Source organism: Pseudoalteromonas sp. 2CM37A (assembly GCF_023161885.1).
Lineage (GTDB): Bacteria > Pseudomonadota > Gammaproteobacteria > Enterobacterales > Alteromonadaceae > Pseudoalteromonas > Pseudoalteromonas atlantica.
Genome location: NZ_JALNTJ010000003.1, coordinates 371,677 through 392,229, shown reverse-complemented (window position 1 = coordinate 392,229; position 20,553 = coordinate 371,677). Strand labels below are relative to the sequence as shown.

Here is a 20,553-nt window from a genome sequence, read left to right as displayed (position 1 = left end):
GTAACTAGCATATAAAAATTGAACATGGCAAGCTTGCTCATACACGACCATTTTTTAGCTTTAGACGACAAATGCATACACTGGCTGATCATTACTTTTCGAGCATTTTAGATTACTTGCAAACCCAAGGGATTGATTCTAATACGGCTCTTAAGGTAATCGGGTTTACTGAATTTAGTCGCCAGCATAGTCAGCAATTAGCACCCCGTATTAGTTTACAAAGTTACAATGCGCTGCTTGTGTATGGCCAAAAAGCGCTAAACGATGCGCTGTTTGGTTTTACTTTAGGTATGCACATTCGTCCCGCAGATTACGGTATATTGGGCTATTTAATAGAATCGAGCGATACCCTAAGTAGCGCTATAAAGGCACTGTTAAATTACGACAGCTTAGTGGCAGATATTGGTAAAGCGCAGTTTTTGCAAACTGCAGACACCGCTACAGTGCGCTGGCATGCTCATCCTCATTGTAATGAACAAGTAGTATTACGAAACATGACTGCGTGGGTAAGCGTTATTCGCCAATTAATAAACGCATCGCTTTGCCCAAGCAGTATCAGCTTTATACATAATTGGCCTAAAAGGCACACACAACTGTTAGAAGCGTGGTTTAAATGCCCCGTTATAAGCGGCGCAGCGCATAACCAAATAAACTTTCCGAGCAGTTATTTAAACCTTGCCTTTAAAACCGACAACGCCATTGTAAATGCTACATTTAAGCAGCTTTCACAACAGCAGCTATCGCATTTTAAAAGCCAGCAGTGCCTAACAGAAAAAGTTAAACAGCTACTTATTGCAAAAACAACATTACAAAAGTGCCAGCTTATTGCAGTTGCAAGCGCATTAAACGTAACACCGCGCACACTACAGCGACATTTAAAAAAACAACATGTAACCTTTGCGCAATTGCTCGAACAAGAAAGAAAAAGCCGCTCCCACACGTTAATTGGCACGCTCCCACTTTGCGAACTAGCTAACCTGTTAGGCTTTAAAGATCAGAGCTCGTTTAATCGTGCTTTTTTACGATGGCACCATTGCACACCCACACAATTTTTAAAACGTAAATGAACCACAGTGTTATTCACATTAAATAAACATTTATGGTATACCTTTTAATCAACACTCTTTAAACTAGAGCGCATAATAATTAAAAATGTGGGTTAAATTTGTGCGTGTAGTATTAAGTATTTGTGTGTTTATGCTTTATAGCGCCATGTGCAACGCACAGACCATTACCTTTGTAGCAGAAGATCTCCCGCCTTATCATTTTATAAATGAAAATAACGAACCCGACGGCGCATTAGTCGATTTAGCCAAAGCCACCATTAAACATACAAAGCTATCCGCCAAGTTTGAAATAATTCCTATGGCGCGTATTTTTACAATGCTTAAAAACAACCCAAATGCAATTGCGTTGTCTCTTTTAAAAACCCCTATTAGAGCAAGGCAATACACCTGGCTAGGTGAGTCATACTTTGCCGATGCTTATTTAGTTAGCTTAAAAAACCGTACTGATGAAGTTACCCACCTTAATCACGCAAAATTTTACCAAGTGGCCACAATACGTGGCTATTCAAGTGCCACCTATTTAAAAAACGCCGGTTTTACCGAAGACAAAAACCTAGTTCTTGTAAGCTACTATCAGCAACTGTGGCAAATGCTTTATAAAAAACGCATCGACTTTGTACTAACCAACACACTTACGTTAAATAACGAGCTAAAGCACTCAGGCCTAAATCCCAATTTAATAACTAAGCGAATTCATTTAACCGACTACCCTTCAAAATTATATTTTAGTGCCAACAAAACCCTAGATAAACACACCGCAAGCGCTATTAGCCATGCACTTAACACGCTAAAAGAAAACGGCGAATATCAGGCTATTTTAACCAAGTGGCAGCTACCGCTTCCGGCTACTGCCAACAAGTTGTAATAAACAGGGTCTATAATTTTAGCAACGCAAACACTGCTAGTTGGCTATGCGAACAATTAAAACACCTCAGGGTATAAAACTCAGTTACCAAGACGAAGGCGATAAAAAAGCCCCTGTAATCATACTTATTATGGGTTTAGGCGCACAAATGACCGTGTGGCCGGACTCGCTTTACTACACCTTAGTAAAAAAAGGCTTTAGGGTTATACGCTTTGATAACCGCGACACTGGCCTTTCTACTCATTTAGAGCATCACCCTAGCCCGAGTTTATTTAAATCGTGGTTAAGTAAACGCCTGCCCATACGCACGCAAACCCCCTATTTACTTGATGATATGGCAAACGATGTATTGGCGCTTATGGCGGCGCTTAAAATAAAAAAAGCGCATTTTGTAGGTGCTTCTATGGGCGGTATGATTGCTCAGCTAATTGCAGCTCAACATAAAAAAAAGGTGCTAAGTTTAACCACTATTATGTCAAGCTCTAGCCTGCCAAGGCTGAATGCCAAAAGCATTGGCGTATTTATAAAGCTTGCCAAATTAAAGCCCAAAACATCCAGCCGTGATGAGGCGATAAACTACAACATTAAACTTAACCAACTTATTGGCAGCCCCGCTTACCCTCAATCAGAAGACGCACTTCGCCATCATGCAACGCAAATTGTAGAGCGCTCGCATAATCCAAGTGGCTACAAACGCCAGCTTATTGCTATGGCCGCGAGTAAAGACAGGCAACATTTAATTCGTAAAATTAAAACGCCTACTTTAGTAATTCACGGCAGCGACGATGTGGTAATACCCGTAAGTGCAGGCAAAAAAACGGCAAGCCTTATAAAAAAAGCCAAGCTAAGAGTAGTCCCTGGGATGGGCCATAATTTTGCGCCAGAACTTATGCCTCTTATGACAAAGTGGATAGTTAAGCATGTAAAAAAAGCGCAGCGCAAACACCTAAATAAAAAACGTAAAAAACAACAGCAACAAAAAACCACTTTGGTATAACCAAAAAGGCACTATAAAAACTACGAAAACAAAAAATTGGTAATGTTGATATTTTAAATTGGTATGTTAGATTAAAGTTAAGCGAAGTTAATATCGCTCATTTTTAATATCATCACACAGAGACAACAATGAAAAATCTAACATCTACTTTTAAACTCACAGCACTGGCTGCTGTTACCCCTTTGCTATTTATGGGCTGTGCCAGCACAAGTACACCTGTTGATAGTAATGTCGCAGTACCTGCGTCAAAATTTGATTTATCGCAATGGAAAATAAACGTACCTGTAGATCTCAATAACGATGGAAAAATAGATACCGTAGACGTAGAAGAGATCCAAACCTACGCGCACCCTGATTTTTTCTACCTTGATGATCAAGGTTATATGGTATTTACCTCGCCAAATAAAGCGCTTACCAGTGCCAATTCAACCAATACCCGCAGTGAACTAAGACAAATGATCCGCGGCACCAATACCAAAATAAAAACTAAAAATTCAAAGAATAACTTTGCCCTAGCTGTACACCCGCTATCGGAGCGCTTTGGCTCGGTAGGCGGAAAAATGGAAGCCACCCTCAAGGTGGATCATGTTGCACTTCGCGCTAACGATCCTAATAAAAAAGCCGCTTACTCTGTGGTGGTAGGGCAAATTCACGCAGGTAAAGATCAAGCCCTAATAGATACAAAACTGGGTTTTGGCTGGGGTAACGAACCACTTAAAATTTATTATAAAAAATGGCCTGGCCATAAAACCGGATCTGTTTTTTGGAATTACGAACGTAACTTACCAAAAAAAGATCCTAACCGAACCGACATTACATACCCTGTGTGGGGTAATACCTGGGAAAACTCGGACGATCCCGGTGCGACAGGCATAGCGCTTGGCGAAGACTTTAGTTACACAGTAAACGTGCATAAAAACATGATGTACTTAACCTTTAGCGCCCAAGGCAAAAAAGACGTTAACTACGCAATTAACTTAGGCAATAACGTAGATGCCTATGGCAAGGTAGATGAAAAAGATCACCCTAATGGCTATGCTGCCGATTGGCATTACTTTAAAGCGGGTGCTTATAACCAATGTAGCACCAAAAGCGCTAAAGGCATTTGGTACCCAGGTTGTTTAGGCACTGGCGATTGGGCCACCGACAAACAAAATGGTGATTACGCCCAAGTGAGCTTTAAAAAATTAGTATTAAGCCCATCAACTAAGCCGTAAGCGTTGTTGTAGTTAAGTAGTTTTTAAGTGATGTAAACAGTGGCGATGGTAAATTATTAATGTCGCACCAGCGCCACTGAATACATTTATTTGGCTCGTTTAACACAGGCTCGCCGCCCTCGTAATCGGCTTTTACATATAAAGTAATGTAGTGTTTATTCTCAGCACTAAAAATATCGTTAGTAAAATCAAGCTTAGTAATTTTACTCACATTTAGCCCTGTTTCCTCAAATACCTCGCGTATTGCGCACTGCTCAACACTTTCACCAAATTCTAAATGCCCACCAGGCGTTGCCCATGTATTTGCACCATGCGCCCCTATTCGCTCACCTAATAAAATAGTGTTTTGGCGCATTATAATAACCGCAACCCCTACTCTTACTACGTTACTCATATTGTGTTTTCTCTTATTTTAATTGCGCGCCATGCTGAGCCACACGCTTTGTATTGTCAATTTTGTATTTTAAAACCCAACGTGTTGTTTAACTTTTAGCCGACCATAGTCGAATACCTATCGGTTAAAAAAAAGCCTACCTTTTGTAAGGTCTCTCACACATATTTAGTATTAGGAGCCCACTATGTTAGGCCCATATAAACAACAATACGAAAGCTTTAAACAAAACCCAGCACAATTTTGGCTTGAACAAGCAAAGCGCTTACCTTGGTATAAAAATCCCGAACACGCCTTCACACAGGACACTGACGGCCTTTACCATTGGTTTGATGATGGCCAACTAAACACCAGCTTTTTAGCGCTCGACCAACACGTTATTGCCGGTTTTGGCGAGCAAACCGCGCTTATTTACGACTCCCCCGTTACCAACACGCAGCAGAAGTATAGCTACTACCAGCTACAGCAAGAGGTAGCTAAATTTGCCGGTGTAATGCAATCGTTAGGCGTTAGTAAAGGCGACCGCGTTGTTATTTATATGCCCATGATCCCCCAAGCTGTAATAGGCATGCTGGCCTGCGCCCGATTAGGCGCTATACACTCTGTGGTATTTGGTGGTTTTGCAGCGCATGAACTCGCCGTACGTATAGACGATGCTAAACCTAAACTCATACTGAGCGCTTCGTGCGGTGTAGAGGTAGATAGCGTAATAGAATATAAACCGCTGATTGATCACGCCATAGATCTTGCCAATCATCAAATAGATCACTGCGTTATTTACCAGCGCGAACAAGTAGCTGCTACGCTTATCCCCACAAGAGATATTAACTGGGATGAGGCAATGCAAACAGCCACTGCAGTAGAGCCAGTACCTGTAAGTGGGCGTGATCCTCTTTATATTTTATATACCTCAGGCACCACAGGCACGCCTAAAGGCGTAGTACGTGAAAACGGCGGCCATGGTGTTGCTATGCACTACAGCATGGAAGCCGTTTACGGCATGCAGCCCGGCGAGGTGTTTTGGGCTGCCTCAGATATAGGCTGGGTCGTTGGGCACTCCTACATAGTGTATGCCCCGCTAATTTATCGCTGTACAACAGTGTTGTTTGAAGGCAAACCAGTTCGCACACCTGATGCCAGTGCATTTTGGCGAGTAGTAGAGCAATACCAAGTAAATGCATTATTTACAGCGCCCACTGCGTTTAGAGCCATCAAAAAAGAAGACCCAAATGCAGAGGGCTTTAAGCAGTACAACACCAGTAGTTTAAAACGACTATTTTTAGCTGGCGAGCGGCTCGACCCGCCAACGTACAACTGGCTAAAAGAAAAAACCAACCTGCCAATACTCGATCACTGGTGGCAAACAGAAACCGGCTGGGCCATTGCCTGTAACCCCGTAGGCATAGAAGAATTAGTAACAAAACCAGGTAGCTCCACCGTGCCAACCCCTGGGTTTGATGTGCAAATATTAAATATTCAAGGCGAGCAATGCGCACCAAACGAGCAAGGCGTGGTGGCTATAAAATTGCCGCTGCCACCAGGTTGCTTACCCACCATTTGGCAAAACACAGCGCGCTTTAAAACCGGTTATTTAACTCAGTACCCGGGGTATTATCTTTCCGGCGATGGTGGTTACATAGATGACGATGGTTACCTATTTATAATGGGCCGCACAGACGATGTTATAAACGTAGCAGGCCATAGGCTTTCAACCGGCGAAATGGAAGAAATAGTCGCATCCCACCCAGCCGTTGCAGAGTGCGCGGTGTTTGGGGTTACCGATACACTAAAAGGCCAATTACCGATGGCCATGATCGTACTTAAAAACGACTTTACCGGCTCCCCTACCGATGTAGAGCAAGAGCTTGTGCAAACAGTACGCAACCAAATAGGCGCTATAGCGTGCCTTAAAACGATAGTAAGCGTAGAGCGATTACCAAAAACTCGTTCAGGTAAAATACTACGCAAAAATTTACGTCAACTGGTCGATGGCGACGAACTACAAATTCCTTCAACCATAGACGATGCCGGCATTTTTGAAGAAATAAACCAGCAGCTCACCCTGCGTTAAATCCAACCTAACAAAGCCATTTTATATTTAAAATAAAATGGCTTTTACTTTGACTGAAATTTTATACTCATTAGCACTTTCTTACTTAATGCTAGGGTCTGTTGATCTTTTAAGGTTAAATTTGCAGCTGTCTGTTTGGTATTTAGGCAAGGCAGAGCCTATATAGTGTGGTTGTTCCCCACAAATAGGCGATAACGTAGCATTAATGCCAAACAGGCGCTGCCCAAAGGGTTCTTCCTAGGGGCTATTTACTCTTTGTTGCCTACATGGATGTAGGTAAAGGGCGTGAGCAGGACGCGGAAGCTTTGCTTGGCTTTTACTTAGCCCACTAGGTTACAAACCTCGCGCCGCGATTAAATAGCCCCTAGTTTGAACAAATTTTAATCCGCAAAGGTCAACAGACCCTTAGAACATTAAACAGGATTGTGCATGCTTCGCTTATTACAAACACTACTTGCCACCAGCCTACTATTTACAGGTTTTATGGCGCAAAGTTACGAAATTGAAGATTTAGGCGATGGCCTCCACCGCTTTATTGACGACAGACACCGCTCGGTATTTTTAATCACCCCACAAGGTGCAATAGTTACCGACCCACTTAATAAAAAAGCTGCCACGTGGTTAAAGGAGCAAATTAAAACTCGCTATAACGTACCCGTTAAATACGTTGTATACAGCCATAATCACAGCGACCATATTTACGGCGCAGAGGTATTTAAAAGCCCGCACACAACCTTTGTTGCGCACAAACTTACCGCGCAAGATATTAAAAACACGAAAATAAAAACGGTTATGCCTAACCTTACTTTTGATGATGAACTAATACTTAGCCTTGGCGGCTCAACCTTAAAACTTAACTACCACGGCCCTAACGATGGCCGAGGCTCAGTAAGTATGCTGTTCGAAAAACAAAAAACACTATTTGTGGTCGACTGGATAGTCATTGGCAGAATGCCATGGCAAAAACTGTGGAGCTACGATATTCAAGGTATGATTAATTCAACCCAAGCGGTTTTAAATTACGACTTTAATACCTTTGTGGGCGGCCATGCCGATATGGGTAATAAAGCCGATGTTGCACGTTATTTAAGTTATATAGAGCAACTGTACAGCCAAGTAACCGCAGGCGCGCTTGCAGGGCAAAGCCTAGAGCAAATAAAACAAAACGTTAAGCTCGATGAATTTTCAGATTTAAAGCAATATAAAGCATGGCTGCCACTTAATATTGAAGGCGTATACGAGCGTCTTATGGAAGAGTCGGGCATGGGCTGGCGCAGCGATTTATAAATTGTATGCGTACGCATTTGTAGCTTGAATACAAGTGCATACGTATTCACATTGAATTAACACTGCAAGCTTGTGATAGTGCACTTTTTGTATGCTAAGGCGCCACCATGAAATTAGTTGCTTTACTGTTTAGCTTATCAATATTTGTAGTGCATACCAGCTATGCAAACACGCCCAAAGTGCAAGTAAGCAAGGGCCATATTGAGGTGATCGACAATATAGAATCACAGTTTGTAAAAAACCGTTTTTTAAATGTATGGCTACCGCCAGGTTACAACAAAAACACCACCTACGATGTACTTTACATGCACGATGGACGCATGCTGTTTGATGCCAATAGCACATGGAACAAGCAAGAATGGCGCGTAGATGAAGTAGCCGGCTCATTAATAGAGCAAGGCAAGGTACGCCCATTTATTGTGGTAGGCATTCCAAACGCCGTAGAAAACCGCCACAGCGAATACTACCCACAACAACCGTTTGAGGCCTTGAGCAAACAAAAGCAAAACGCCCTATACCAGTTAGAAAAATACCCAGGCCATAAATTATTTGCCTCTAAGGTGTACTCTGATAACTACTCAAGCTTTTTAGTTAAAGAGGTTATTCCTTATATAGAGTCTAACTACAACGTAAACAAAGGCGCGCAGCACCGCTATATTGGTGGCTCTAGCATGGGTGGGCTTATATCGTGGTATACACTACTTAATTACCCTAACGAATTTGCAGGCGCTATTTGTATGTCGACCCACTGGCCGGGTATTTTTAGCCACGACGACGAAGTATTTGCCGAGTTTAAAAATTACATTGCCAACAACATCGAAAAGCTGAGTAACCAAAAAGTGTATTTTGATTATGGCGACAGCACTTTAGATGCCATGTACCCTAAGCTACAAGCGCAAATTGATGATTTATTTATGGCGCAACAATACCCAGCAAAGCTATGGCAAAGCCAGTATTTCCCGGGGGAAGATCACACCGAAAACGCATGGGCAAAACGCTTACACATTCCCCTTGAGTTTATGTTTAGAAACACCAAACAAGCTGCAGCCGAATAATCATTTATACCAATCCGCTTGATTAAGTGATCTATTTTGAGGATGGGTATTATAAGTAATACGCCCTATCAGTAATCATAAAAAAGCGGCTTAACGTTCATTGCGTTAAGCCGCTTTTTTAATACACTTTTAAACCTAATTAACCTAATAACTAACTAAAATCGACCACCACTTCATAGCGCCCTGGCATGTCGTTTACATCGTAAACCCAGCCGTGGCGTTTTATTATTTTTTCGCTTAACTGCAGGCCTAGTCCGTACCCTATGCTGGCGTGTTTTGCTGAAGGCGAGATCCCTTTAGGGGCATCGTCTTGCTTACTACAATTAACAATAGTGACTTTACTGCCTTGCTGCGTAATATGTACTTGGCCAAATTGGGTATGTTGGTAGGCATTACGAATTAAATTAGTCAGTACTATGTGGCACGCAGTAGCATCGGTGGTAATAACCCTCTCTTGCTGGGTGTTTAAAACCACCTCAACGTGCTTAGCATTAAGTAAGTAGTTAAGCTCATTACTCAGGGTCGTTATTTTATCACTAAGGTTTACAGGTTCTGGACTACTTTGCTGATCTTCGTTGCGGCTTAGCCATAATAACGTATCGGTTAAATCGCTCATGGTTAAACCGGCACGCTCTATACGCTCAAGTGTAAGCTGTTGTTTATCACTTAACGGGGCTTTTTCGCTCAGCCGATTGAGTAGCTCAACGTTACTGCGAATAACCGAAATTGGCGTACGCAGCTCGTGGCTGGCATAGCTTAAAAAGCGCTGCTCACGCTCTACGCTTTCATTCGCGGAAAGCAAGCTGCTGCGTATTAATGTGGCTAAAGTGTTTAGTTCGTTATATGTAAAATCAGGCGGTGTTTGCTGCAGATTAGTTTGGTTTAACGATTTAGCCCAACCCCTTAACGACTCCACTGGCTTGGCTATTTTTTTCATTACCATAAACAAAAAAAACGCAAATAACACAATGGCCGCAATGCCTGTAATGGCAATCCATAGCATGCGTTGTTCGGGCTCTATATTAGCGAGCAATTGTGGTTTGTCTTTTTCGAGCATAATGCGCGATATATAACGCGGCTCGCCTTCGGGGTTTGGATAATACACCACAAAAAATAAATTTTGTGGCATAGAAAACATCGATGGCCTGTCTTTTGTTTTATGTAAAAACCCCACCTCTGTTGGTTTTTTAAAACGCTGCTGAATTGACGCAGGCATGTCTTCCCAGCGACTTGCTATATTAAAGCCCACCAGCTCTTTTGTTTCCCCAGGCTTTACTTCAGTGGTTTGCGAAAGCTTTAACATAACTCCGTTTAAGCCTTTATCTAGCCCATCAATAAAGTAATTTACACTTAAAAACGAAAAGCCAATGGCCATAGCAGAGCTAAGCACCACCATACTGGCAAAAAAGTAGAGCCTTAAACTAGGCCTTATTTTCATTGTGGTTGCCCTTCATTTGCTGTTATTGCAAAGCCCACACTAGGAATGGTCTCAAGTGTAACTTGGTGTGTGGTGGCTTCTAATTGCTTACGTAAATGATGCACATGCACTTTTAAACTGTTGCTGTCGGGCTGCTCTTCGCCCCATATAGCTTGCATAATGCTACTGCGCGTAACAGGCTGCGGCGCATGGCGTACTAAGGTTTCTAGCAATTTAAATGCAATGGGCGATAACTTTAATGTTTGCCCCTCTACATCGGCACTGCGCTTTGCTAAATCTAAATTTAAATTAGCTAAGGTGAGGCGTTTTGCCTCACCACTTTTGCGCTTTGCCAGCACTTGTACCCGCGCTACTAGCTCTTTCATGGCGAAGGGTTTTACTAAATAGTCGTCGCTACCGGCGGCAAAGCCCTCAAGTTTATTATCGAGGCTATCGCGTGCGGTCAACATTAATACCGGAATATCTTTACCTTGTTCACGCAATGTTTTGCACATTGTTAAGCCGTCCATTTTGGGCATGTTTACATCTAAAATAATCATCTGATAATCATTAATTTGCAGTAAATTTAAGCCCAAAACGCCGTTGCTTGCATGGTCACACTCAATGTCTTCTATATCGAGGTAATCAACAATTGTTGTTGCCAGGTCTATGTCGTCTTCAACCAGTAGTACGTTTATCATTAAGAGGCAGCTCCTTCGGTGCGTTTACCACTTAAAAAGTCTAACACATTGGCAAGTAAGCGCTTAATGTCTATTTGAATCATTAATAATGCCGGAATAAGGATTAATGTAATAACCGTGGCAAACAAAATACCATAACCAAGTGATGCCGCAGCAGGAATTAAAAACTGTGCCTGCATTGAGGTTTCGCTTAATAACGGCACTAAGCCCGCATAGGTGGTAATTGAGGTAAGCATTACCGCGCGCAGGCGGCTTGTGCACGACTCTACAATGGCATCGTGCGTGCTCATGCCTTCATCTTTTACCAGCTCGTTAAAGCGCGATACCAATAATAGGCTGTCGTTTACAACCACCCCACTGAGCGCCAAAATACCATTTAAAGAAAGTATGCTGATGGTTAAGTCGTTCCACCAATGGCCTAAAATAGCCCCCACAATACCAAACGGAATCGCCACCATAATCAACATAGGTTGAATGTACGATTTAAGCGGAATCGCCAGCAATACGTAAATAACTAATAACGCGGCTATAAACATAGTGGCCATTGAGCCTGTTGTTTCGTCTTGCTCTTCGGCTTCTCCGGCAAAGTGAATACTTAAGTTAGGAAATTGCGCGTTAAGCTCAGGCACTAAGTCGCGGCTTAAGTTAGCAACTAATTCGTTAGATGCCACAATGTTTTTATCTACTTGTGCGCTTAAGTAAATTGCACGTAAGCCATCAATGCGGGTTATTTCATCTTGCTGATATTCGCTGCTTATATTGGCTACGTTAACCAAAGGTACTACGGTGCCATCGGGTAACCTAATACGCGATTGCATTATATCGGCTGGTGTTTTACGGGCGTTTTCTGGGTAACGCACACGTACTTTTACTTCGTCTTTATCGCGCTGGTAACGCTGTACAATTGCTCCACCAAAAGCTTGTAATACTTGCTCTGATAGGCTCGCCGTATCCATACCTAAAGCGCGCCCTTGTGCATTTAAGGTAAATTTAAGCTGTGGCTGACCTGGGTTTAAATTATCGTCTATGCCATTAACACCAGCAGTATTTTGTAAGCGCTCTTTAAACAGTGCGCCTGCGGCCATTACGGTTTCGTCATCCCAGGCTTTTAGCTCCACTTTAAAGTTATCAACCATTTTACGTGTAGCCAATACTTGTAGCTTTTTACTGCCCTCTGGCATACCGGCAAGGCGCTGCCATTCTTGTGCAAATTCGCTTGCAGTAAAGTCGCCCTCGTTTAATAGCTCAACACTTACCGTACCGCTAGTATCGCTACTGCTCACTAATTGTAAGCTCGTTATTTCGCTTTCTTGCGAGTCAAACTTATCCATTAAATTTTGCTGGGCTTGTAGTGCACTTTGCTCAAGCGCTAACAAGTTTTTATTAGTTTGCCCATACGCTGCATCGTTTTGCATAACAAGCTCAGCGGTTACGGTATCGCCGGCAATACTTGGGAAAAAACCTACTTTTACTGCACCGGTCATAGGCATACCAACAACCAGAATAAAAAAGGCCACAAATGCAGCAACAATGGCGTATCTAAATCGTAATGAGTATTCAATAACGCGGCGGTACACTTTATCGCTAAACCAAGTTAGACCGCTGTCGGCGCCGTGCTGCACCTTTGACCACAAGCCACTAAGACCCGACTTTAACTGGCGTTTAGTGCTTACGTGGGCTAAATGCGACGGTAAAATAAGTTTTGACTCAACAACCGAAAGCAGTAAACAAATCGTCACTACGGTCGCAAACTGAGAGTAAATTTTACCTAAATTGCCAGATACATTCGAAAGCGCAACAAACGCCGCTACCGTGGTTAATACCCCAAATATGGTGGGGACAGCCACTTTCATGGTGCCTAAAATCGTGTTATTAAGGGTGTCGCCGTGTTTTTTGCGAGTGGTGTAAATACTCTCCCCTACAACCACGGCATCGTCGACCACGATCCCCAACGCCATAATAAAACCAAAGGTGGTCATTTCATTTATGGTCAGCGCGGTGTAGCTGTCGGTCATAAAGTACAGTGTGCCAAAAAATACAAATGGCAAGCCACCTGCAACCCATAGCGCAACGCGTACATTTAAAAATATCGCTAAAATAACAAACACCATAATAATACCGGTTACGGCATTTTTAGTAAGCAGCGATAGGCGCTCGGTGATCATGGTGCTTTTGTCGTGCCAGCTTTCAAGCTCTACATTTTGCGGTAATAAGCCGCGCTCGTGCCATGTATCAATTACGCTTTGTGCTTGCTCAACTATGGTGGTTATATCGCTATTTTCATTCATTAAAATTTCAATGCCTACGGCATTTTGTTGGTTATAACGACTTAGTGAGTTGGTATCTTCTGCGAATGTGTCGGTAACGGTTGCTACATCACCTAATTTAATTTGTGTGCCTGATTGCGTTGTAAGTAACACTATATTGGCAAAGTCGCGCTGCCAGTAAGCTTGATCGGCCGCTTTTAGGCGCATTATTTTATTGCTATCGCGCAAGCTAGTAGAAAGCGGGCTCGATGATTCGTTGTTAATCACCTCGCTTACATCGCTAATTGTTAAACCGTAGGCTTGTAGTTTGCCTTCGTCGATTTCTACCGACATCATAGGGTCAAGCACGCCCGATTGCTCTACATCGCTAATGCCCGATTTAGCTAATAAATCGGCTTTTAGTTTTTCACCTAGGTTTTGCAACGTATGGCGGTCGGCATCACCAAACAATTGTAAGGTTAATGCGTGATCTTGCCTACGCGCTTTGTCGATCACCGGCTCTTCGGCATCTGCCGGAAAGTTATTTATGGCATCAACTTGGTTTTTAACATCGGTGAGTAGCTCATCAAGCGAGTAATCGGTTTTTTTCTCAATGCTTACATGACTGCCGCTGGCATCAGATGTAGAGGTAATGCGCTTAATACCCGGTACGGTTTCAAGGGCTTCTTCTACTTTTAGGGCGATGCCTTCTTCTGCTTGTAAGGCATCGCCACTGTCGTAAACCACCGATACCGAAATAGTATCTGGCTCAAGGCTTGGAAACGCCTCTTTACGCAAAGTAGAAAGCGACATTATGCCCATAACTATTACGCTAATGAGTAATAAATTGGCGGCCACTGAGTTGTTAGCGAACCAGCTAATAATGCCGTGCAAAGGGTTAGTATTATTAGGTAATTGCGGTGCTTGATGCGGGCTCATTATGGCATCTCCTCAACAATTGGGTTTACTAACATATCGTTTAAGTAGCTTACGAGTGGGCGAGCCACTACACGTAAATTAGTGTGTCCTTCAATAGGAGAGATATAAACGTAATCACCGCGCTCAAATAGTTTTTGCGCTTGAATGCTCATTAACGTATTTTGCTCGTTTACGTACCAAATTAAGCCCTCTTGCGATACTGCAGAGGCGGGTAATTTAATTACGTTGTTAAGCGCTTTACCGGCAATTTGTACCGCTAAAAATGTACCTGGTAACAATGGTGTTGCTTGCTCAAAAGGTTTGTCTAGCGCAACCACTACACTGCGCTGGCGAGTGCTATCGTCAAGATGCTGCTCAAAACGAGCAATGTAACCTTGCCACTGATTCTGTGTTGTTACATCACTTAAAATAACCTCGCCCGACTTATCGCTTGCCAAGTTTTGCCATTGGCTTAATGAAAGCGGTACGCTAATTTCTACTTTGTCGGTGCTGTTTAATGTAGCAAGTGTATCGCCGATGCTTACGTAAGTGCCTAAATCTACATCGCGCGATAAAATAACAGCATCAAACGGCGCACTTATATGGGTGTTTTTTTCATCACGCTGCGCAGTTTGGAGTGCGTATTGGGCGTTATCGGCCGTTGCTTGGGCAGCTTCTAGCTGTAGCGTTCTAAATACTAAAGGTGAGCTTGGCGCTTGTGTTACACCCGAGCGCTGCCATTCACGCTTTGCTTGGTTTCCTAAGTCTTGCTCTTCTTGTAGGGCAAGTTTGGCATCTGCCAATGTGGCTTTAGCGCTCGCGACTGCTTGTAAGTATTCGGTGTTATCTATTTGTGCAAGCACTTGGCCCTTTTTAACTACATTACCGGTAGCAAATTGCTCGCTCATATTCGTTATTTCGCCCTTAACTTGTGCTTTTAAGCTAAGTGCCCAGTGTGCTTTAGCCTCACCGTGGCCGCTAACATAGGCTTGATACGTACTTGGCACAGCGTTAATAACCGATACATTGGGTGCCACAGATTTAGCCGGCTCAGGCTTTGGGCCATTTGCTTGCTGCGCCATTTTTTGGCCGTTATATGAAATAGCAAGCCCTATACAAACAATGGCAACAATAGTTACAACAACAGGTACTGGCGAAATTTTCATGACGATACTCCAAGGCCCAAGGCAAGGCCTAAATCTATACGGTTAGTTAAAAGGGTGTAATTTATTTGGCTAAGCTGAGCTTGTAGGTCGTACACCTGCTGCTGCACGGTTAGTAAGTCTAAAATATCAACCAAACCTTGCTGGTATTTGCTTTGGTAGTTGCTATAACTGCGCTTAGCACTGGCAAGTGCTTTACTAATTTGTAGCTGCTGCTGTGTTAATGATTGCTCTTGGCCTAGTGCGTTTTCTACTTCGTTTACGGCGCTAAGTAGCGTGTCTTGGTATTCCCAAAACGCCTGTTCGGCATTTAATTTTGCAATATCAACTTGTGCACGAAGTGCCCCGCCTTGAAACAACGGCGCACTTAAACTGCCTAATAAGTTCCATACTGGGCTGGTTAATAATGCTTGGCTGGGTGTAGTTGCTAAATCGCTAAGCGATGCCGAAAGCGTAATGCTTGGCAGTAAATCTTTGTAAGCTACATCCACTAAATAACGTTTAGATTGAATATTGTAATAGGCACTTTGTAAATCGGGGCGACGCGCTAAATCTTGCTCTGGTAGCGCGCTTAGCGGCTCAATAACCTCAGGTAAAACAGAGGTAGTAGGTAAGTTTTCAAGTCTATCAACGCCCACTAATAATACTAAAGCGCGTTTAGCTTGTGCTATTTGTTCTTGATAATCGGCAATAGTGGCTCGGGTTGAAGCGGTATTTGTACGCGCGGTATCAAGGGCTTCTAAATCACCTAAGCCGTATTGGTAACGCTCAACAATACTTTGCTCGTTATTTTCTAAAACCGTTAAGCGCTGCTGCTCTATGTTAAGTAAATCTTGCTGCAAAATAATGTTTAAATACGTGCGTATCACGCTGGCTACTAAGGTGTCTTTAGCGCCTTGGTAAGTGGCCTGATTACTAGCTATGGTCATGTCTTGCGCGGCTACGTTATCAGCAATTTTTTGCCATACGTCGACCTCCCAGCTAACCCCTAGTGATGAGCTGTACTGTGTGCCAGTTGTTTCGTTGCGCTGAGCGTCAAAATCGGCATCTACACTAAACCACTGGCTTGCTGCGGTAACATCGCGCTGCGCATAAGCAAGTTTTAGCGCCACATGCACTTGGTTAAACGAAGGATTATTTGCAACGGCTTGGTTAATAAGCGAATCAAGCCCCGCTATATTCACTAAATCAGTGATATAACTTACCTCGGTTGCATCATCTTGTGTGTATTGCCAATTTGCATGCTGCTTTAGCGATTGCTCGGTGCTATTACCTGTATAGCTTGGCTGGCTACTACACGCAGCAAGCGTGCAGCTAAGTGCAAGCAATAAAACCGTTGAGCGCTTTTTAAAATAAACCATTTAACTGTGCCTAATTTACATCATTACACACAGTGTATTAGGGCAAGGGTTAAGGATGGGTTAAAAGGGGTTAATTTACTTTAGACAAATTAGTATTTGCCTCGTTTAGCCAAATTACGTAGCCTTTGGCAAAAATATTCACTTAAAACTCATATGCATAAATTAATTTTTACCCTTTTTTTAATACTCCCTACGTTATTGCAGGCTCAAGTAACCTTAAGTGATAAAACCATTATATACAGTGGCCAAATCAACAAACAAAATAACAATACGGCAGCTGAGCTTTTAAAAACTAACCCTACAATTAATACATTTACGATTACCAGCGGCGGCGGAAACATAGATTTAGGGATGGACTTAGCCGAGTTAATTTTGGCGCATAAGCTAACGGTAAACATAAAGCAGTTTTGCTTTTCGTCGTGTGCAAATTATGTGTTGCTTGCTGGCCACCCTACTACAATTGAGCCCAATACGATTATTGGCTGGCATGGGGATGCAGCCTCAGCTAAGTGGTTAGATAGTGATATTGATGCCATGGTAAAGCACTTAAAAGAGCCACAAAAAAGTCAAAAGTGGCAGGCATTACGCGCCCATTACGATGAGGTAATTGCTAAAGCAAGCTTGCGCGAAAAAGCCTTTTACACAAAGCTAAATGTAAATCACGACCTACTCACAGTAGGGCTAAAACCCAGTTTACGCAGTGCCGCCATAAAGCAACGTGCGCGTGGCTGGACGTACTCACCTAAGGTGCTTAACTATTTTGGAATTAGCAATATTAGCTATAATAATTGGCAACCTCGTTCAGTTAAAAATTTTCCGCTGCTTATTATTAGCGACTTAAACTAATAACCATCACCCCACTTTACTAATCTCATTTTTACTCACAATAAAGCCCTGTTAATAGCAGGGTTTTGTGTTTTAGCTGCCTTATAAGTACTTTATGGATACTCACTATTAATATGACAAATACTTTACACACTTTAAAATCTAATTGATATGCGTTATCATTCGCAACATCATTAACTTTTAATATTAACAATAATGAACAAGCTAATTAAATTTACCCCAATATTATGCGCGCTTGCGTTGGCTGGTTGTGGCGGTGGCTCGGGTAATACTGCTCCACAGTTTTCTCAACCTAATTTAAGTTTTACTGTAAACGAAGACACCACTTTTTCAGGCCAAGTAACAGCCACCGACGATGACGCCTTAAGCTATACGCTTGCCAATGCACCAAGCAATGGCATCATAGCAGTTGAAGCAAACGGTGAATTTACCTACACACCATTTAGTAATTATTTTGGAGAAGACACAGCAACCATTAGCGCAAGCGATGGCAGCTTAACGGCAAATGTAGTGATACGTTTTAGCGTAGAAAATGTTAATGATGCACCGCAGCTACTAACTACTAATGTATTTGTTACCTCTTCAACCACCACTCAAGGGGTTATTACTACACAAGACTTAGATGGCGACACCGTAACTATTAGCTTAATAACACCACCGAGTAATGGCGTAATGAGCATAAATAGCACCACGGGTGAATTTACCTATGAGGCTCAATCTCTAAGCAGCATTGATGAGCAATTTGAAATTAGCTACACAGATGGCCTAATTAGCGAGCCGTTAACTGCAATTATTTCACTAAGCCCTTCTTATGTAACTAACGAAGATAAACTTAATTATTACTACAGCTCTAGTCTGTCGCACTTAAAACAAGCCGACGAGTTAAGCGCAAATATTGCCGATGAACTTTCTCGATATGAGGTATACGCAACCCAAGCTGCGGCCTATGCACGTGCAGGATTTTTAGATACTGCTAACGACTATTTAGCGCTTATAAACGAGCAAACAGCGCGTTCTTCGGCACTAAAAGATGTGGCACAAGCACTAGACGAAATAGGCCAAACAGAACAAGCAAACGATTACCGTGACCAAGCGGTGGCGGCCTACAACCAATACTTAGCTGATAAAGGCTTTGATAACATTGCCTCATCAGACGCATCAGCGCTTTATTCTTTAGTAAAAAGCTATTTAGCTGCTGATCAAGTTTCGCAAGCAAGTAATTTGTTAAATACAATTTCATTATACGCAGAGCAAGTACGCGAAGACGAATACACCTCAAGCTATGGCTACTTTTTAAATGGCGTACGCTTATCAATAGATGACGCCCTACAAAGCTATGCGCAAAGCCTAGATGAAAGCGATTTAACGCAAGCCAAATTGCTTGCTAATAACTACGCGCAACTTGCAGTAAAAACAGGTTACAGGCTAGTACGTAGCGGCGAATACGAAGGCCAACCATACGAGCAATACAAAACGCTACATGGTGCATGGGCTGCGCAATACCTTTATAGAGCTGGCGAATTTGAAGCGGCAAAAGACTATACTAACCAGGTACTTGCCATGTATGGTTCAACGGGTTTTGATAGTAACTACGCTTACTCTGCATCGCCTTACAGCGCCGCTACTTTAGATAACTACACTTATCCTATTCAATTTTTAGCAGGCTTAATTGAAGGCCTTTACCAAAGCGACGAAAACCCAGCAATAACGCTATCAGACAGCGAAACCGATATAAACAACGCGCAAGAGCAAGTGTATGGTTTTAATATAGCTAATCGCCTGCTTGGTGGTGAAGATATAACGAGTGCCGCAGCTCAAGCTCGCAGCTTTTTTATAGAAAATGGTGATTACAACGAATTTTTTAGAGCGCTAACATCGCTTGATAACGTCCCTGGCACAGGCCTAATTTTAAGTGAAGCCGGCAGAAACGATCTAGCACAGCAAGTATTTACCTATGCTGGCGACTTTATAGCCTCGGATGACTACATAAGCAAAGAATCATCAACCACGCTTTTAACCGGTTCCAAGGGCTGTAAATTGTTAGTTGATTTAACTGCCCAAGTCGGTGGTGATACAGCAAATGCCGCTAATAAATGCTTAACCATGCTTAATACGCTCAATGCAGGCGATATACGTACGCTAAGTAATACCTCATCAATTACAGCTCATAATCAAGTAATAGTATCGCTTATTAAAGGCGGCTTATCGGAGCAAGTAGCTGGTGTACACAATCAACTCCTTAGCTACATTGCCCTAGATGAAGATACCGAAGACAGGTTTGAAGCCCGCTTAGAAACCTTAGGTTACTTAGTTAATGCAAACCAAACATCACTGGCAAGTACCACTTTAAATGATGCTATTACTGAAATAACCCCTGAGCTAAATGCATTAACAAGCGATCAGCTAGAAACTATTTTAGCCGCTGTTAAAGCCGAAGTAATTGGCTTAGAAGAAGCTCAAACAGGTGAATTTGAACGTTATTCTATGCTTTCAAGTATGGGCACTAACGCGGCGAATATTAGCGATTTTTCAGCAAACTATAGCAATGCAAAAACACAAGCTAGCACGCTTTTAAATACGCTTGAGCCTCTTATTTTAAACTTTGCCGATACAATTATTGCCGACAACATGGAAGATTTAGTAAACAGTTTTACGCTAATTAACGATACCACTAAAGCACAAAGCTTAATAAATAATGGCGTTAATGGCGAAGCCGATCAGCTTGAGCTTTACATAGGCATGACCAACTTAGTCGCCTCTCGTGATGACTTTAAAGGCATAGCTATTGCCAGCGTAGATACAGACCACGACGGCTTACCTAACTTCTTTTTACCTAACACCAGCGATGAAGATATAGCCTTAGCTGGATTAATTGCCGACCAAGACGCCGATAACGATGGCGTAATTGATAGCGAAGACACTACCCCACTAGGTATTTAACTAAGAGCCGT

The 20,553-nt window shown here is 42.6% G+C and carries 15 protein-coding genes; 9 read left to right on the top strand and 6 right to left on the bottom strand.

The window, feature by feature from the left end:
• The first annotated feature begins 71 nt into the window (after positions 1-71).
• The 4 genes from MTF68_RS09145 to MTF68_RS09130 all read left to right on the top strand — a co-directional run bounded on the left by MTF68_RS09145 (position 72) and on the right by MTF68_RS09130 (position 4,146).
• On the top strand, positions 72-1,067 hold the full coding sequence (locus tag MTF68_RS09145; RefSeq protein WP_096042253.1) for an AraC family transcriptional regulator: 996 nt from the start codon (positions 72-74) through the stop codon (positions 1,065-1,067).
• Positions 1,068-1,152: 85 nt separating this feature from the next.
• Complete coding sequence (locus MTF68_RS09140) at positions 1,153-1,932, top strand: transporter substrate-binding domain-containing protein (protein ID WP_248462284.1); 780 nt, start codon at positions 1,153-1,155, stop codon at positions 1,930-1,932.
• Positions 1,933-1,978: 46 nt separating this feature from the next.
• Positions 1,979-2,929 carry an alpha/beta hydrolase gene (locus MTF68_RS09135; RefSeq protein ID WP_248462283.1) on the top strand — a complete coding sequence of 317 codons (951 nt, stop codon included), beginning with the start codon at positions 1,979-1,981 and terminating at the stop codon, positions 2,927-2,929.
• Between the two features lie 128 nt (positions 2,930-3,057).
• Complete coding sequence (locus tag MTF68_RS09130; RefSeq protein ID WP_055252782.1) at positions 3,058-4,146, top strand: polysaccharide lyase family 7 protein; 1,089 nt, start codon at positions 3,058-3,060, stop codon at positions 4,144-4,146.
• Here MTF68_RS09130 and MTF68_RS09125 read toward each other — a convergent pair.
• The gene (locus tag MTF68_RS09125; RefSeq protein WP_248462282.1) at positions 4,136-4,540 is read right to left on the bottom strand and encodes an NUDIX hydrolase; all 405 of its coding nucleotides are present in this window, start codon (positions 4,538-4,540) and stop codon (positions 4,136-4,138) included. The genes MTF68_RS09130 and MTF68_RS09125 overlap by 11 nt on opposite strands.
• Before the next feature lie 184 nt (positions 4,541-4,724).
• Between MTF68_RS09125 and MTF68_RS09120 the strand changes: the two genes are divergently transcribed.
• The 3 genes from MTF68_RS09120 (at position 4,725) to MTF68_RS09110 (ending at position 8,950) form a co-directional block, all read left to right on the top strand.
• Complete coding sequence (locus MTF68_RS09120) at positions 4,725-6,608, top strand: AMP-binding protein (RefSeq protein WP_248462281.1); 1,884 nt, start codon at positions 4,725-4,727, stop codon at positions 6,606-6,608.
• Positions 6,609-7,037: 429 nt separating this feature from the next.
• On the top strand, positions 7,038-7,895 hold the full coding sequence (locus MTF68_RS09115; protein WP_248462280.1) for an MBL fold metallo-hydrolase: 858 nt from the start codon (positions 7,038-7,040) through the stop codon (positions 7,893-7,895).
• Between the two features lie 107 nt (positions 7,896-8,002).
• Positions 8,003-8,950 (top strand): alpha/beta fold hydrolase, encoded by a 948-nt coding sequence (locus MTF68_RS09110; RefSeq protein ID WP_248462279.1) that lies wholly within the window; start codon positions 8,003-8,005, stop codon positions 8,948-8,950.
• Positions 8,951-9,101: 151 nt separating this feature from the next.
• Here MTF68_RS09110 and MTF68_RS09105 read toward each other — a convergent pair whose 3' ends face one another.
• Genes MTF68_RS09105 through MTF68_RS09085 form a run of 5 tightly spaced genes read right to left on the bottom strand, consistent with a single transcriptional unit; the run spans position 9,102 to position 16,756 of the window.
• Complete coding sequence (locus tag MTF68_RS09105; RefSeq protein WP_248462278.1) at positions 9,102-10,388, bottom strand: HAMP domain-containing sensor histidine kinase; 1,287 nt, start codon at positions 10,386-10,388, stop codon at positions 9,102-9,104.
• On the bottom strand, positions 10,385-11,068 hold the full coding sequence (locus MTF68_RS09100) for a response regulator transcription factor (RefSeq protein WP_029772931.1): 684 nt from the start codon (positions 11,066-11,068) through the stop codon (positions 10,385-10,387). Before MTF68_RS09100 ends, MTF68_RS09105 begins: the two co-directional genes overlap by 4 nt.
• On the bottom strand, positions 11,068-14,253 hold the full coding sequence (locus MTF68_RS09095) for an efflux RND transporter permease subunit (RefSeq protein ID WP_248462277.1): 3,186 nt from the start codon (positions 14,251-14,253) through the stop codon (positions 11,068-11,070). The genes MTF68_RS09100 and MTF68_RS09095 overlap by 1 nt, the downstream gene beginning before the upstream one ends.
• Positions 14,253-15,398, bottom strand: a complete 1,146-nt coding sequence (locus tag MTF68_RS09090; RefSeq protein WP_248462276.1) for an efflux RND transporter periplasmic adaptor subunit — start codon at positions 15,396-15,398, stop codon at positions 14,253-14,255. The genes MTF68_RS09095 and MTF68_RS09090 overlap by 1 nt, the downstream gene beginning before the upstream one ends.
• Positions 15,395-16,756 carry a TolC family protein gene (locus tag MTF68_RS09085; RefSeq protein WP_248462275.1) on the bottom strand — a complete coding sequence of 454 codons (1,362 nt, stop codon included), beginning with the start codon at positions 16,754-16,756 and terminating at the stop codon, positions 15,395-15,397. The genes MTF68_RS09090 and MTF68_RS09085 overlap by 4 nt, the downstream gene beginning before the upstream one ends.
• Positions 16,757-16,909: 153 nt before the next feature.
• Between MTF68_RS09085 and MTF68_RS09080 the strand changes: the two genes are divergently transcribed.
• Together MTF68_RS09080 and MTF68_RS09075 are read left to right on the top strand one after the other, a co-directional pair.
• A complete protein-coding gene (locus tag MTF68_RS09080) occupies positions 16,910-17,602 on the top strand; it encodes a hypothetical protein (protein WP_248462274.1) in 693 nt (230 codons plus the stop codon).
• A 195-nt stretch (positions 17,603-17,797) separates the two neighbouring features.
• Positions 17,798-20,542: an Ig-like domain-containing protein gene (locus MTF68_RS09075; RefSeq protein WP_248462273.1), complete on the top strand. Its 2,745-nt coding sequence runs from the start codon at positions 17,798-17,800 to the stop codon at positions 20,540-20,542.
• The last annotated feature ends 11 nt before the right edge of the window (positions 20,543-20,553 follow it).